Source organism: Stenotrophomonas sp. STEN063 (genome assembly GCF_056854515.1).
In genome coordinates this window covers 152,776-167,161 of sequence record NZ_JBXFWF010000001.1, presented here as the reverse complement: position 1 = coordinate 167,161, position 14,386 = coordinate 152,776, and the positions used below count along the sequence as shown (strand labels likewise).

At 64.5% G+C, this 14,386-nt stretch carries 15 protein-coding genes; 11 read left to right on the top strand and 4 right to left on the bottom strand.

The features are described 5' to 3' along the window. Positions 1–8 precede the first annotated feature (8 nt). The 11 genes from fliG (at position 9) to fliP (ending at position 8,465) form a co-directional block, all read left to right on the top strand. The gene (fliG, locus tag AC1VWL_RS00690) at positions 9–995 is read left to right on the top strand and encodes a flagellar motor switch protein FliG (protein WP_062171551.1); all 987 of its coding nucleotides are present in this window, start codon (positions 9–11) and stop codon (positions 993–995) included. A 53-nt stretch (positions 996–1,048) separates the two neighbouring features. Continuing rightward, positions 1,049–1,633: a FliH/SctL family protein gene (locus AC1VWL_RS00685; RefSeq protein ID WP_482985403.1), complete on the top strand. Its 585-nt coding sequence runs from the start codon at positions 1,049–1,051 to the stop codon at positions 1,631–1,633. Then, positions 1,630–3,021, top strand: a complete 1,392-nt coding sequence (gene fliI, locus AC1VWL_RS00680) for a flagellar protein export ATPase FliI (RefSeq protein WP_482985377.1) — start codon at positions 1,630–1,632, stop codon at positions 3,019–3,021. The genes AC1VWL_RS00685 and fliI overlap by 4 nt, the downstream gene beginning before the upstream one ends. Then, complete coding sequence (gene fliJ / locus AC1VWL_RS00675; protein ID WP_481614655.1) at positions 3,018–3,470, top strand: flagellar export protein FliJ; 453 nt, start codon at positions 3,018–3,020, stop codon at positions 3,468–3,470. The genes fliI and fliJ overlap by 4 nt, the downstream gene beginning before the upstream one ends. Beyond that, complete coding sequence (locus AC1VWL_RS00670) at positions 3,467–4,537, top strand: flagellar hook-length control protein FliK (RefSeq protein WP_482985376.1); 1,071 nt, start codon at positions 3,467–3,469, stop codon at positions 4,535–4,537. Before fliJ ends, AC1VWL_RS00670 begins: the two co-directional genes overlap by 4 nt. Before the next feature lie 200 nt (positions 4,538–4,737). Continuing rightward, positions 4,738–5,208 (top strand): REP-associated tyrosine transposase, encoded by a 471-nt coding sequence (locus AC1VWL_RS00665; RefSeq protein WP_482985402.1) that lies wholly within the window; start codon positions 4,738–4,740, stop codon positions 5,206–5,208. 174 nt (positions 5,209–5,382) lie between these two features. Continuing rightward, positions 5,383–5,898 (top strand): flagellar basal body-associated FliL family protein, encoded by a 516-nt coding sequence (locus AC1VWL_RS00660; RefSeq protein ID WP_282266998.1) that lies wholly within the window; start codon positions 5,383–5,385, stop codon positions 5,896–5,898. Between the two features lie 9 nt (positions 5,899–5,907). Next, positions 5,908–6,924, top strand: coding sequence for a flagellar motor switch protein FliM (gene fliM / locus AC1VWL_RS00655; RefSeq protein WP_481615379.1), 1,017 nt, complete (start codon positions 5,908–5,910; stop codon positions 6,922–6,924). Beyond that, positions 6,917–7,264 carry a flagellar motor switch protein FliN gene (gene fliN / locus AC1VWL_RS00650; protein WP_481615380.1) on the top strand — a complete coding sequence of 116 codons (348 nt, stop codon included), beginning with the start codon at positions 6,917–6,919 and terminating at the stop codon, positions 7,262–7,264. The genes fliM and fliN overlap by 8 nt, the downstream gene beginning before the upstream one ends. Then, positions 7,261–7,668: a flagellar biosynthetic protein FliO gene (fliO, locus tag AC1VWL_RS00645; RefSeq protein ID WP_282267001.1), complete on the top strand. Its 408-nt coding sequence runs from the start codon at positions 7,261–7,263 to the stop codon at positions 7,666–7,668. The genes fliN and fliO overlap by 4 nt, the downstream gene beginning before the upstream one ends. A 74-nt stretch (positions 7,669–7,742) precedes the next feature. Next, entirely contained in the window at positions 7,743–8,465 is a 723-nt protein-coding gene (fliP, locus tag AC1VWL_RS00640) for a flagellar type III secretion system pore protein FliP (protein ID WP_481615389.1), read from the top strand. Positions 8,466–8,501: 36 nt separating this feature from the next. Here the strand turns inward: fliP and AC1VWL_RS00635 are convergent, their stop codons facing one another. Genes AC1VWL_RS00635 through lexA form a run of 4 tightly spaced genes read right to left on the bottom strand, consistent with a single transcriptional unit; the run spans position 8,502 to position 14,241 of the window. Next, entirely contained in the window at positions 8,502–11,591 is a 3,090-nt protein-coding gene (locus tag AC1VWL_RS00635) for an error-prone DNA polymerase (protein WP_482985375.1), read from the bottom strand. Then, a complete protein-coding gene (locus AC1VWL_RS00630; RefSeq protein ID WP_482985374.1) occupies positions 11,588–13,009 on the bottom strand; it encodes a Y-family DNA polymerase in 1,422 nt (473 codons plus the stop codon). Before AC1VWL_RS00630 ends, AC1VWL_RS00635 begins: the two co-directional genes overlap by 4 nt. A gap of 3 nt (positions 13,010–13,012) precedes the next feature. Continuing rightward, positions 13,013–13,633: a translesion DNA synthesis-associated protein ImuA gene (gene imuA / locus AC1VWL_RS00625; RefSeq protein WP_482985373.1), complete on the bottom strand. Its 621-nt coding sequence runs from the start codon at positions 13,631–13,633 to the stop codon at positions 13,013–13,015. Then, on the bottom strand, positions 13,633–14,241 hold the full coding sequence (gene lexA / locus AC1VWL_RS00620) for a transcriptional repressor LexA (protein ID WP_482985401.1): 609 nt from the start codon (positions 14,239–14,241) through the stop codon (positions 13,633–13,635). Before lexA ends, imuA begins: the two co-directional genes overlap by 1 nt. Between the last annotated feature and the right edge of the window lie 145 nt (positions 14,242–14,386).

The window sequence follows — 14,386 nt, the reverse complement described above, 5'->3', positions numbered from 1 at the left end:
CAATGCCGATGACCGGCGTGCAACGTGCCGCCGTACTGCTGCTGTCGCTCGGCGAGACCGACGCGGCCGAAGTGCTGCGTCACATGGAACCGAAGGAAGTGCAGAAGATCGGCATCGCCATGGCCACGCTCAGCGACGTCACCCGCGAGCAGGTGCAGCAGGTGATGGATGATTTCGGCGCCGAACTGGGCAACAAGACCTCGCTGAGCGTCGGCTCGGACGACTACATCCGCAACATGCTGGTGCAGGCGCTGGGCAATGAGAAAGCCAGCAACCTGATCGACCGCATCCTGCTCGGCCGCAACACCACTGGCCTGGATGCACTGAAGTGGATGGACCCGCGTGCAGTCGCTGACCTGGTGCGCAACGAGCATCCGCAGATCATCGCCATTGTCATGGCCCACCTGGAAACCGACCAGGCCGCCGAAGCGCTGAAGCTGCTGCCCGAGCGCACCCGCGTCGACGTGCTGCTGCGCATCGCCACCCTCGACGGCATTCCACCGAACGCGCTGAACGAACTCAACGAGATCATGGAGCGCCAGTTCGCCGGCAACCAGAACCTGAAGTCCTCGAACATCGGTGGCGTGCAGTGTGCTGCCAACATCCTCAACTTCATGGACGGCGGCCAGGACCAGGCCATCCTGACCGAGATCGCCCGCATCGATTCGCCGCTGGGCAGCCGCATCCAGGACCTGATGTTCGTGTTCGACGACCTGGTGGACCTGGACGATCGCGAAATGCAGCTGGTGTTGCGCGAAGTCAGCGGCGAACGCCTGGGCCTGGCCCTGCGCGGCGCCGACATCAAGGTGCGCGACAAGATCACCCGCAACATGTCGCAGCGGGCAGCCGAGATCCTGCTCGAAGACATGGAAGCGCGTGGCCCGGTACGCCTGTCCGATGTGGAAGGCGCGCAGCGCGAAATCCTCGCCATCGTCAAACGCATGGGCGATGAAGGCACCATCACCCTGGGCGGCGCAGCGGAGGCCATGCTGTGATCAATGCCGTGCGCTGGCACGCCCCGGATCTGAACGCACCGGCCAGCCCGTCGGTGGCGGAGGAGTTTGACCTCGCATCGCTGGAAACCATCGTTGCCGAGCCGGTAGCTCCCGCCTTGCAGCCGCCGACCCTGGAGGAAATCCAGGCAATCCGCGATGCCGCACAGGAAGAAGGCTTCCAGCAGGGGCATGCCGAAGGCTACGCGCAGGGCCAGGCCGAGGTGCGTCGCCTGACCGCACAGATCGAGGGCATCCTCGACAACTTCAGCCGCCCGCTGGTGCGACTGGAAAACGAAGTGGTTGGGGCACTCGGCGAACTGTCGGTACGTATTGCCGGCGCCTTGATCAGCCGTGCCTACGAGGCCGATCCATCGCTGCTCAAGGATCTGATCGACGAGGCGCTGGATACCGTCAGCGGCACCAACCGCGACGTCGAGGTGCGCCTGCACCCGGATGACATCGCTGCAATCAGCAATCTGCTGACCTTGCCGGCCGGGCAGCGCCTGGTACCCGACCACAGCCTCAGCCGCGGCGACCTGCGCGTGCACGCCGAGGCGGTGCGCGTCGATGGCACCCTCGATGCACGCCTGCGCGCAGCACTGGCCACCGTGCTGCGCCGCGCAGGAGCCAGCCAATGAATTCTGCCTCCGCGCCCTCGCCCGCTCCCGCCGACTGGGCTGCCGCACGCAACCTGCGCCTGGCCGCGCGCCTGGATGGCATCTCGCTGGATGCCGGTGGCGGTCACGGCCTGGTCCGCGAAGGTATCCTGCGCCGCGCCGTTGGCCTCACCCTCGAAGCCGTCGGCTGCGAAGCGCCGATGGGCGCCAGCTGCAAGGTGGAGATCATCGATGGTGGCTGGGTCGATGCCGAAGTCGTCGGCTTCTCCGGCGACCGCACCTATCTGATGCCCAGCGCCGAACTGCACGGCCTGTTGCCCAATGCCCGCGTCGTGCCCTCCTATCGCCGGGGTGGCGTCGAGGTCGGCGAAGGCCTGCTCGGACGCGTCATCGACTCCGATGGCGTTCCGCTGGATGGTAAGGGCCCGATCCGCGCAGAGGGCGTGGTGAGCATGGCCGGCGTGTCGATCAACCCACTTGCACGCGAGCCGATCACCCAGCCACTGGACGTTGGCGTGCGCGCAATCAATTCGCTGCTGCCAATTGGGCGCGGCCAGCGTGTCGGTCTGTTCGCGGGCTCCGGTGTCGGTAAATCGACGCTGCTGGGCATGATGACCCGCTTCACCGCTGCCGATGTAATCGTGGTCGGCCTGATCGGTGAACGTGGCCGCGAAGTACGTGACTTCGTCGAATCCACGCTGGGCGAGGAAGGCCTGCGCCGCGCGGTGGTCGTCGCCAGTCCGGCAGACCGCCCGCCGTTGGCGCGCCTGCACGGCGCCTACCGCGCCACCGCCATCGCCGAGTGGTTCCGCGACCAGGGCTTGAACGTGCTGCTGCTGATGGATTCACTGACCCGCTTCGCCCAGGCGCAGCGCGAGATCGGCCTGTCGGTTGGCGAGCCGCCAACCACCCGCGGCTACCCGCCGTCGGTGTTCGCAAAACTACCCGCGCTGGTCGAGCGCGCAGGCAACGGTGCCAAGGGCCGCGGCTCGATCACCGCCTTCTACACCGTGCTCACCGAAGGCGACGATCCGCAGGACCCGATTGCCGACGCCGCCCGCGCCATTCTCGACGGTCACATCCTGCTGTCGCGACGCGTTGCCGACAGCGGCCTGTACCCGGCCATCGATGTCGAGTCCTCGGTCAGCCGCGTGGTCCAGGACATCGCCGACGACGTCTGGCGCGCACGTATCCGCAAGCTCAAGCAGCTGGTATCGGCCTACACGGCCAACCGCGACCTGATCGCCATTGGTGCCTATCAGCGCGGCAACGACCCGCTCACCGACGAAGCCCTGGATCGGTGGCCGGAGATCATGGAATTCCTTGGCCAGGACGTGCATAACGCCGCCGACCTGAGCCACAGCCTCAGTGCATTGCACCAACTGGTAGATAGTGAGACGCCCGCATGAGCCCTAGTCGACGCCTGGACCCGCTGCTGCGCCACGCACAGGACCGTGAAGATGAAGTCGCCAAAGCCCTGGCAGAACGCCAGCAGGCCTTGGACATGCATCAGTCGCGGCTGTCCGAGTTGCGTCAGTACGCAGAGGAATACGCCAACGCGCAACTGGCGACCACCAGTGCCGCGCAGTTGCTCAACCGCCGCGCTTTCCTCGACCGCCTCGACAACGCGGTGGAAGCGCAGAGCAAGACCGTGGACAGCAACCAGGAGCGCGTTGAGGCCGAACGCGCGCGGCTGTTGCTGGCCAGCCGCGACAAAGCCGTGCTGGAACAGCTGGCCGCCAGCTATCGCGCCCAGGAAAAGCAGGTCGCCGATCGTCGCGACCAGCGCGAGATGGATGATATCGGTGCCCGCCGTGTGCGCCTGAAGAACGCCGAGGGTGAGGGAGAAAGCCAGTGAACGTCCTTTCCCCCGCACTCGGCGGTGCCGGCAGCATCGACAGCAGCGGCGCGCGCAGCAACAGCACCGACAAGTCCAGCAACAACGGCTTCGACGCAATGCTCAACAGCAAGCCAGCCACGCAGAAGCCAACAGCCAGCAAGCAAGCCAGCACTGACGCCAAGCCCGCCAGCGAAACGCGCAGCGAAGACGGTGGCAGCGAAACCACTACGGAACAGAGCACCGCCACCGACAGCAGTGCCAACAACGACGACAAGCCCGACACGCAGACCGCGGCGGAAGATGCGCCTTGGCCGCCGTTTGGGCTGTCTGCGATCGTTGCCCCGCCAACCGAGCCTGCAGCGCAGGCGCCAGCGGCCCTGGCAGCCGCGAACCAGGATGAGGCCGCGCCAGCCAATCCGGCGGCGGCGCTCCCTGCCCTGCCAGCGGTCGCGACTGCTGCCTCAGCCAAGCCGGCCACCATCAGCGCTGACGAGGCCAGCGCAGAGTTGAGCCAGCCGTTGGCCGCCGCACCCACGAGCGACGATGCGAACAACCTTAACCTGGACGCCGACACCCCGGCTCCCACCACGTTTGCATCCCTGCTGCACAACCAGGCCTTGCAGGAAGTCCGCGCAAGCGCCCCGGCCAGCAGCATCACCGCACCCACGCCAACCCCGGACCTGAATGCCGGTGACTTTGACGAAGCCATCGGCGCCCGCGTCGGTTGGCTGGCGGAGCAGAAGATCGGCCACGCCCACATCCGCATCAACCCGGAAAACATGGGCGAGATCGACGTCAAACTGCAGCTGGACGGCGACCGCGTCCACGCCAGTTTCAGCAGCGCCCACGCCGATGTCCGCCACGCCCTGGAAAGCAGTCTGCCGCGCTTGCGCGAAATGCTGGGCGAACAGGGTCTGCAGCTCAGCCACGCAGATGTCGGCCAGCAGTCCACGCCGCAGCAGCAGGGCGACAAGGGCGGGACGGGTAGCGAATTGGCATCCGGCAACCAACTGGAAGGCAGCGACCTCCCGGTAACCTCCAGCCACAACCTGCGCATGCGCGGCCTGCTGGATGCGTATGCCTGAGATCACTCTCTTGTGGGAGCGGTGTAAACCGCGAAGCTGATGATCTGAAACATTCCCTGCCTCGCGGCTGACGCCGCTCCCACAAGGCCGACCACTTTTGTGGGAGCGGTGTAAACCGCGAAGCTGATGATCCATCCGCCCATCTACAAACGATCACTGTGCTGACAGCACTTGGGAAGCCGCAGCGCCATCCTGCGTTGATGGCGCTTCCAGCAATCAACCCAAAGCCAGGATCCAAAACCCTCCGCACAGGCCGAATATCCCTACCCGGCCACGCATACCTGCTCATCTTCACAACGCTAGCTCGCCAGCCGCTTTTTCTGGACTTCCAACCAGCCTCGCGCATAGCTCAAGCCTTGTATCACCCCCTACTTTGGCGTGATGCACGGCTATTGGCCTGGGTACTGATGCCAGACCACTGGCATGATCTGGTACAGCTGGGTGCCTGTGCCACTCTCAGCTCATTGGTGCGGAGCATAAAATCCAATACGGCGCGCAGCTTGCCAGAATCGATCAGCCGCCCCGTTTGGGCGCCTGGATTTCACGACCGGGCCGTCCGCAAGGATCAGGATCTGAAGGCGACCGCCCGCTACATCATCATGAACCCGGTTAGAGCCGGGTTAGTGAGCTCGCCGCGCTTCTACCCATATTGGAATGCGATATGGATATGACCCCTCAGCTTTTGTGGGAGCGGTGTAAACCGCGAAGCTGACCATCCGACAGATCGCCAGCTTCGCGGTTTACACCGCTCCCACAAGAACCCACACCACGCGTCAATAGACCGTCACCACCTCCTCCGGCACAGCCCTTGCATCTGACTGGGCAGCAATCCTGAGGAGCTCCACGTGGCCGTTGCCGCTGATAAAAACCGAAAAGCTGAACCCACCAAGGAAGCGGCAAGCAAACCGAAGCGCTCGTTGTTGGTTCCTGCCCTGATCGCCGTGTTTGCTGCTGCCGCAGCCGGTGGCGGCGTCTGGTATTTCACCCAGGGCAAGGACCACGCCGAAGCCAGCAAGGAAGCCAAGCCCAAGACCCCCGCGCCGGCCCAGTACTTCGCGCTGGACCCGGCCTTCGTGGTCAACCTCAGCGGCCCGGTCGATGGCCCGCGTTACCTGCAGGTCGAAGTGCAGTTGATGACCCGTGATCCGCTCGCGCTGACCGCGCTGCAGACCCATGCACCCGCCATCCGCGCCAGATTATTGATGCTGTTCTCGCAGGTCGAGCCCGCACAGATCGCCGACCGCGCCGGCAAGGAAAAGCTGCAGGCCGCCGCGCTGGCCGAAGTACAGAAGCTGATGAAGGCCGAGACCGGCCAGAACAGCGCCGATGAGCTGTTGTTCACCAGCTTTGTGACCCAGTAAGGCGCCACGATGAGCATCAACGACCTGCTGTCCCAAGACGAGATCGACGCCCTGCTGCATGGCGTCGATTCCGGCTCGGTCAATACCGCCGAGCCGGAGGCGGCACCGGGTGAAGCGCGTTCGTACGACTTCGCCAGCCAGGACCGCATCATCCGTGGGCGCATGCCGACCCTGGAAATGGTCAATGAGCGCTTTGCGCGCCTGTGGCGGATCGGCTTGTTCAACCTGATCCGGCGCTCGGCCGAGTTGTCGGTGCGCGGCATCGAGCTGATCAAGTTCGGTGACTACCTGCACTCGCTGTATGTGCCGACCAACCTCAACTTGATCCGGTTCAAGCCGCTGCGTGGCACCGGCCTGATCGTGTTCGAGCCGACCCTGGTGTTTGCCATCGTCGACAACTTCTTCGGCGGTGACGGGCGCTATCCCACCCGTATCGAAGGCCGCGAGTTCACCGCCACCGAAATGCGCGTGATCCAACTGATGCTGAAGCAGACCTTCACCGACCTGCGTGAAGCCTGGGGGCCGGTGATGAACGTCGATTTCGACTACATCAACTCCGAGATCAATCCGCACTTCGCCAACATCGTCAGCCCGCGCGAATACGTGGTGGTCAGCCGCTTCCACGTCGAGCTCGACAGCGGCGGTGGCGACATCCACATCACCTTGCCGTACTCGATGCTGGAGCCGATCCGCGAACTGCTCGACGCCGGCATCCAGAGCGACCGCAATGACCGTGACGAAAGCTGGGCCATCATGCTGCGCGAGCAGCTGGATACCGCTGAAGTTGAACTGTCCAGCGTCTTGGCCAAGCGTCGCATGAGCCTGCGCGAGCTGACCAAGTTGAAGATCGGCGATGTGCTGCCGATCGAAATGCCCAAGCAGGTTCCGCTATGCGTGGAAGGCATCCCGGTATTCACCGGCGAGTTTGGTGTGTCCAACGAACGCAACGCCATCAAGATCACTGCAACCCATCCTCCGGGAAAGCGCCCCAGCGTCCCCGTGATCCAGGAAAACTCCGATGAATGACAACCACTCCCCCGAAGCTGAAAACGGCGCCACGCCGGCACAGTTCAGCAACCTGCAGGCCGACAACAGTACCCACACCGATCTGGACTTGGACGTCATCCTCGACGTACCGGTGACCTTGTCGCTGGAAGTCGGTCGCGCGCGTCTGCCGATCCGCAACCTGCTGCAGCTCAACCAGGGCTCGGTGGTGGAGCTGGAGCGCGGTGCCGGCGAATCACTGGACGTGTTCGTCAATGGCACGCTGATTGCGCATGGCGAAGTCGTCGTCATCAATGATCGCTTCGGCGTGCGCTTGACCGATGTGGTCAGCCCCAGCGAGCGCATCCGGAGACTGCGTTGATCGCATTGCTCGCTTATGCCGCACCGGCCGCCAAGGCGGCCGCGCCGGTCGGCCAGCATGCGGCGAGCGCGCCCGGCCTGTTTGGCGCGTTCTTCACCTTGCTGCTGGTGCTGGGCCTGATCATTGGGCTGGGCTGGCTGCTCAAGCGCATGCCCGGCGGCACGTTCCGACCGGCCGAAGGCTTGAAGGTGGTCGCCAGCATCAATGTCGGTGCCAAGGAACGCGTGGTGGTGGTCGACGTCAATGGCCAGCAGCTGCTGCTCGGCATCACCGCCGGTGGCATCAGCACCTTGCACCAGCTGCCGGAACCGCTGCCGCAAACACCGGCACCGGCCCTGCCCAATCTCAAACAACTACCGAATTTCGCCCAGCTGCTGGCACAGAAGCTGCGCAAGGAACCCTGATGATGTCGGGCCAACGCTCTTACCCACGCGGCTTCAACCCACGCACGCTTTGGCAGCTGCTGATCGTGCTGGCAATGCTGGCATTGCCGCTGTTCGCCTGGGCCGCACCCGGCCCGCAGGTACCGGCGTTGCCGGATGTGAACGTCGGCAAGATCGGCGGCGCACCGGTCAGCCTGCCGCTGCAGACCTTGTTGCTGATGACGGCAATAACCTTGCTGCCATCGATGCTGCTGGTGCTCACCGCCTTCACCCGCGTCATCATCGTGCTCGGCCTGTTGCGTCAGGCACTTGGCACCGGTCAGACGCCGTCCAACCAGATCCTGCTTGGTCTGGCCCTGTTCCTGACCGCGATGATCATGATGCCGGTCTGGGACAAGTCGTGGTCCACCGGCATGGCGCCCTACCTCGATGGTAAGATCGACTTCCAGACCGCCTGGCAGCTGACCACCGCGCCACTGCGCGCCTTCATGCTGGCGCAGGTACGCGAAACCGACCTGATGACCTTTGCCGGTCTGGCCGGGCAAGGCCCCTACGCCAGTCCGGATGCGATCCCGTTCCCGGTGTTGGTTGCGTCCTTCGTCACCAGCGAGCTGAAGACCGCGTTCGAAATCGGCTTCCTGATCTTCATCCCGTTCGTCATCATCGATCTGGTCGTGTCCAGCGTGCTGATGTCGATGGGCATGATGATGCTGTCACCCATGCTGGTCTCGGCACCGTTCAAGATACTGCTGTTCGTGCTGGTGGACGGCTGGGTGCTGGTGGTCGGCACGCTGGCGGCGAGCTTCAACGTGGTGTAACTGCGAACAACGCTTCGAACGCGCTTCAGCGATGCCTCAATGGAAGTCGCGGCTGCGTACATCCAGGCTGCCCAACAGCGGCGACAGATCATCCAGACGGCGTGCGATCAGATGACGCACGCCGTTTTCGGCTTCCAGCCGTCCACTGACCTGCAGCAGCCGTGATTCCAGGAACACCTGCCGCTGGCGCTCGGCCAGCTGCCGCCAGACCACCACATTGATCTGGCCGAACTCATCTTCCAGCGTGATGAAGGTGACGCCGCTGGCAGTTGCCGGCCGCTGCCGGCCGCGCACCAAACCGGCCACCAGCACATTGCCAGTACTGCGCATGTTTTCCAGATCCCTGGAACTACGGCAACGGCGTGCGCTCAGCTGCCGTCGCAGGCGGGCCAGTGGATGCAGCTCCAGCGTGGTTCCCAACAAGGCATAGTCCGCGTTCAGATCCTCGCCGACGCTCGGCATCGGCAAGGCCACATCAGCCTCGGCGGTCGCCGGTTGATCGTCAAACAGCGGTCGCTGGTCTTCGACGCCGGCAATTGCCCAGCGCGCCCGATGCCGGTTACCGACCATCCCGCGCAAAGCCCCGGCATCGGCCAGCAAGGCCCGTGCACGCGCATCCAGGTCGGCCCGCCGGCACAGATCGGCGATATCGGTAAACACCGCCTGCGCCCTCGCCTGTTCGATCCGCAATGCGTCCTCCGCATTGAAACCGCGCACCAGGCAAAAGCCCAGGCGGATCGCCAAGCGCTCACTGTCGCGTTCCCATTCCAGCGAGCACTCCCATCCGCTGTAACGCACATCCAGCGGCCGCGTTGCCACGCCATGCCGGCGCACGTCCTGCAGCAGCTGGTCCGGGCTGTAGAAACCCATGGGCTGGCTGTTGAGCAGTGCGCAGGTGAACTCGGCTGGATGGTGGCATTTCAGCCAACTGCTGGCATAGGCGATCAACGCGAAGCTGGCCGCATGGCTTTCCGGAAAACCATAACTGCCGAAGCCCTTGATCTGCTCGAAGATTCGCTCGGCGAACGCCAGCGGATAGCCGCGCTCCAGCATGCCTTCGGTGAGTTTCAGCCGATGCGGCTCCAGCCCACCGTGGCGTTTCCAGGCTGCCATCGAACGACGCAGGCCATCGGCTTCGCTGGCGTTGTAGCCCGCCGCCACCATCGCGATCTGCATCACCTGCTCCTGGAAAAGAGGCACGCCCAAGGTGCGTTCAAGCACCGCTTCCAATGCTTTGGAGGGATAGCTGATCAGCTCCTCCTTCCTACGCCGACGCAGGTATGGATGCACCATGTCGCCCTGGATCGGCCCGGGACGTACGATGGCGACCTCGATCACCAGATCGTAGAAGGTCCGAGGTTGCAACCTGGGCAGCATCGCCATCTGCGCTCGGGATTCGATCTGGAACACACCGATGGTATCGGCGCGACTGATCATCTCGTAGGTGTCACCGCACTCCTGCGGAATCGTCGCCAGCGTGAAATGCAGACCACGATAGCGTTGGATCAGATCGAAGCAGCGACGCACCGCGGTAAGCATACCCAACGCCAATACATCGACCTTCATCAAGCCCAGCGATTCAAGGTCATCCTTGTCCCACTGGATCACCGTACGCGCCTCCATCGCCGCGTTTTCCACCGGCACCATGCTGTGCAGGGCACGCTCGGAAATGACGAAGCCGCCTGGATGCTGTGACAGGTAATGCGGGAAATCGATCAGTTCGTTGGCCAATACCAGGATGCGGCGCAACAGCGGGCTATCCGGGTCGAAACCGTGTTCGCGCAGGCGCTCCTCTTCCGGAATGCTGTCCGACCAATGGCCGACGCAGGAGGTCAGCTGGGTGATCACGTCGCCTGGCATGCCGAGCACCCGTGCCACATCACGCAGGGCGCCGCGCCCACCGTACTGTGTCGCCACGGCAGCCAAGGCAGCCCGTTCGCGGCCATAACGCGAAAACACGTACTGGATGACTTCTTCGCGCCGCTCGTGCTCGAAGTCCACGTCGATATCCGGTGGCTCATCGCGGTCGTCGGAAATGAAACGCTCGAACAATAGATGGCTGTGCGAAGGATCCAGTTCGGTAATGCCAAGCACGAAGCAGACCACCGAATTGGCGGCCGAACCGCGCCCTTGGCAAACGATGCCGATGCTGCGCGCATAGGCCACCAGGTCATGCACGGTGAGGAAGTACGAGGCGTACTTCTTCTTGGCGATCAGGCCCAGTTCTTTCTCGATCAGGGCCTGTGCCTGCGGCGGAGTACCGTCCGGCCAACGTTTGCCCGCACCACGCGTCACCAATTCCGCCAGCCAGCGCTGTGCGGTGTAACCGGCGGGTACCACCTCGCTGGGATACAGATAGTTGACGGCTTCTTTCAGATCGAACCCGGCGCAGCGTTCAGCGATGCACAGCGTCTGCTGCAACAACTCGGCTGGATAGATCGCCTGCAACGCCTGCAACGGACGCAGATGCCGCTCACCGTTGGCGAACAGCCGCTGCCCGGCCTCGGCAACGGTGACGCGGTGGCGGATGGCCGTCATCACATCCTGCAATGCCCGGCGTCCACGCGCATGCATATGCACATCGCCAGCGGCCACCAATGGCAGCTGCAGCTGCGCGCCCAGTGCCTGCAGCTGCAGCTGACGCGCCTCGTCATCGGCACCGTGGTGCAGTTCCACCGCAATCCAGCAGCGCTGCGGAAACCACTCACGCAACTGCATGCCCTCGGCAGGTTCCGGCTGTGCCGCAGGCAGCCACAAGACCAGCAGGCCGCTGCGGTCAATCGCCGCCAGGTCATCGGCCAACAGCCGGTACTCGCCCTTTTCCGCCCGCCGCCTTGCCTGTGTTATCAACCAGCACAGCGCTTGGTAGCCTGCGGCGTCTTCCACCAGCAGGACCAGCTTGGCCCCGTTTTCCAGTTGTATTTCGCTGCCGACAATCAGCTGCAAGCCGGTTTCCCTGGATGCGCGCCAGGCGCGTACGATGCCGGCCAGCGTGCATTCGTCGGTGATGGCCAACGCTTTGTAGCCATGCGCCTTGGCCCGCGCGAACAACTCCTCCGCGGTCGATGCGCCGCGTTGGAAGCTGAAAGCGGACAGGCAATGCAGTTCGGCATAAGCGGCAGTCATGCGAACCAGCCCTGCAGCATGAAGCCGCCCTCGCCGCCTACCTCGCGCCACGCCCATGCCTGCTGGCCGAAGCGGGTGCTGACCCGGTAGTAATCACGACGCACGTCATCGCCGTCCCACCAGCCACTCTCGATCCGTTCCGGCGCCGACAACAATTCCGGGCTTGCACCCGGCCAAGGCTGTGGCGTGCGCAGCAACCACCCTGGCCGCGCTGGCGACGGCAGGCTGTTGGTTGTTGGGCCTGCAGCTGGGGCAGCCTCGCCACGCCAGGCATATTCGGGGCGATGGTCGGCATGTACGCGCAGGCCGTGCACGGATTGATCACCCAGCCGGGCGCGCAGACGTTCGCGCAATTGTTCCCACGGCATGCTCTGCTGCGGACGGGTATCGAACAGCTCGCGGTGTTCCGGCACAAACGCCGGCAACTGATCGGCACGCAGGCCGAATTGGCGCACCGGTGCCGGTATCCTGGCCTGCTCCAGACGGCTGCGTGCGATCTCGAACAACAGGCTGGCATCACGCTCGGCGGCCAGCAGGCCGATCTCCAGCGTGGTGGTTGGCCGGTCCTCGTGCTCCAGCAACAGCGCAAACCGCTGCACGCTGCCGTCACGGCCGGCAAGAAATGCGGCAAGGTCCGAAGTCAGGCGTCGCAGCGGGAACAGCAAGGCCTGCGAGGATTCCACTTCATAGCCCAGCTCGATGCGCAGTTCGAACACATCCGGCGGCTGATACGGCTGCAGTACAAAGGCCCGCTCGCCGAGCAAGGCATCCAGCTGCCGCAATACATCCGGCGCAAAGCGCCGGTTGATGCTGGCCCGTGGCAAGCCCTGCAATTGTTTGACGGTGCGGATACCCATGCGTGCGAACGCCGCCGAGGCACTGGCACCAAAGCCAGCCCGCGCTACCGGCAGCTGCCCGAGCAATGCGGCCAAGCCAGCCTCATCCACGCTCAGACCATCGCGTGCATTGGTCAGTGCGCGGGCAGCCACCGGGTTGGGTGCCAATGCGATGCGGTGACGGAAACCCAAGGCGTCCAACTCCTGCCGCAGACGCGCCTCGAACTTCGGCCACGGCCCGAACAGCGCCAGGCTGTGCTCGATTTCGATGATCAGCGACTGCGCATACTGCAGGCTTACCTGCGAACTGAATTGATACGCCCAGGCGGCAAGGAAGCGATGCCACTCTGACTGCGCGTCCGGCTCATACGGGTGTATCTCAAACCCGGTTGCCAATGCCTGCGCCGTCACCAGCGACTGCCCCGCCTTCAAGCCCAAAGCTGCCGCTGCGGGATTGACCGCATGCAATACCCGGCGCTGGCTGGGCCCACTGATCAACACCCGCGCGGCCTCCGGCTCAGCGCAGCCCCGCAGCACGCCGTCCATGGCCAGGTGTGGCAACAGGATGCAGGCCCAACGCATGGCTTACTGCCCCCGGGAAAAAGGCAAGGGGCGCGGCGGCACCATGCCACCGCGACACTTCAACACCCGCAGCTGCGCTGGCTGCGCATCGATGGCGATACGCAAGGCAGCTGGCGAAGGATTCCTGGCCGCCTGCAACGGCCGGCTGGCAAAACCCAGCGTCTGCCCTGATTCGGCTGCCACCTGCAGCCGTCGCAAGGCTTTGTCCTCGGCCATCTGCGGCCAGCACAGCACGGCCCCGCAGCTACCCGAACGCAGGCATTGTTCAGTCGCCCATAGCGCATCACGCTGCTCATTGGCCTGCACCACCTGCAACTGGCGCAGGTCGATACCCGCCGCCTGCCAGGCCGGTGCATACGGAACATGCGGCGGTGCCACCAGCACCACGCGCTCACCAGCCTGGGTCAAGCGGGCCAGCGAGGGCCATAGCAGCTGCAACTCACCGACACCTTCGGCCGGCAACAGAATCTCGCTCAGCGCGGACTCCGGCCAGCCACCGGTAGGCAGCGCCTCATCCAGCAGCGCATGACCCGTCGGCTGGCGGCTGGCCGGCAGCGGCGCAGGCCGACCACGCCAGACCCGGCGCTCGTGCAGCAGGCTGTCGAGGGCAACAACCGCGCCCATCAGCCACGTCGGACCAGACCACAGAACACGCCTTCGATGGCGAAGTCCTGATCGTGCTGCACTTCGATCGGCGCATACGCCGGGTTGCGTGGCAGCAGCCGCAGCTGGTTGCCGCTGCGTGAGAGCCGCTTGATGGTCAGCTCACCGTCCAGCCGCGCGACCACCGTCTGGCCGTTGCGCGCATCGCTGCTGCGCCTGACGCCGACCAGATCACCATCGAAAATACCGTCGTCGATCATCGAATCGCCCTGCACCCGCAGCAGATAATCCGGGCGCGCGGCAAACAGGCGCTCATCCAGTGCCAGGGTATCCACCAGCTCCGCATCGGCGCCGATCGGTGCACCCGCCGCGACCCGCCCCAATACCGGCACCTGCAGCAGCTCCGCCCGGGGGGTCTGGCCCGCTGGGCGAATCCCGCGGGCCTGACCCGTAGCCACCTCGATCAGGCCAGCCTCGCTCAAGGCCAGCACATGCTTGCGTGCCGCGCCGCGCGACGCCAAGCCGCAGGCAGCAGCAATTTCAGCCAATGACGGTGCCTGTCCGTGCCCATTCACCTGGTCACGGATATAGCGAAGGATGGCGGCACGGCGCGGGCTGAGGTCAGTCATGGAGTACATTTGTACTCCATCTGCACAAAGCCCGCCAGCGGCTGAGTACCGCTATTCAGGTGAATACGGAAAACACATTGCCGCTGCTATCTTTCGCGCCATATGGACCGGAAAGCTTCCACGAAGTCGTACCCGTCCCTCCCGC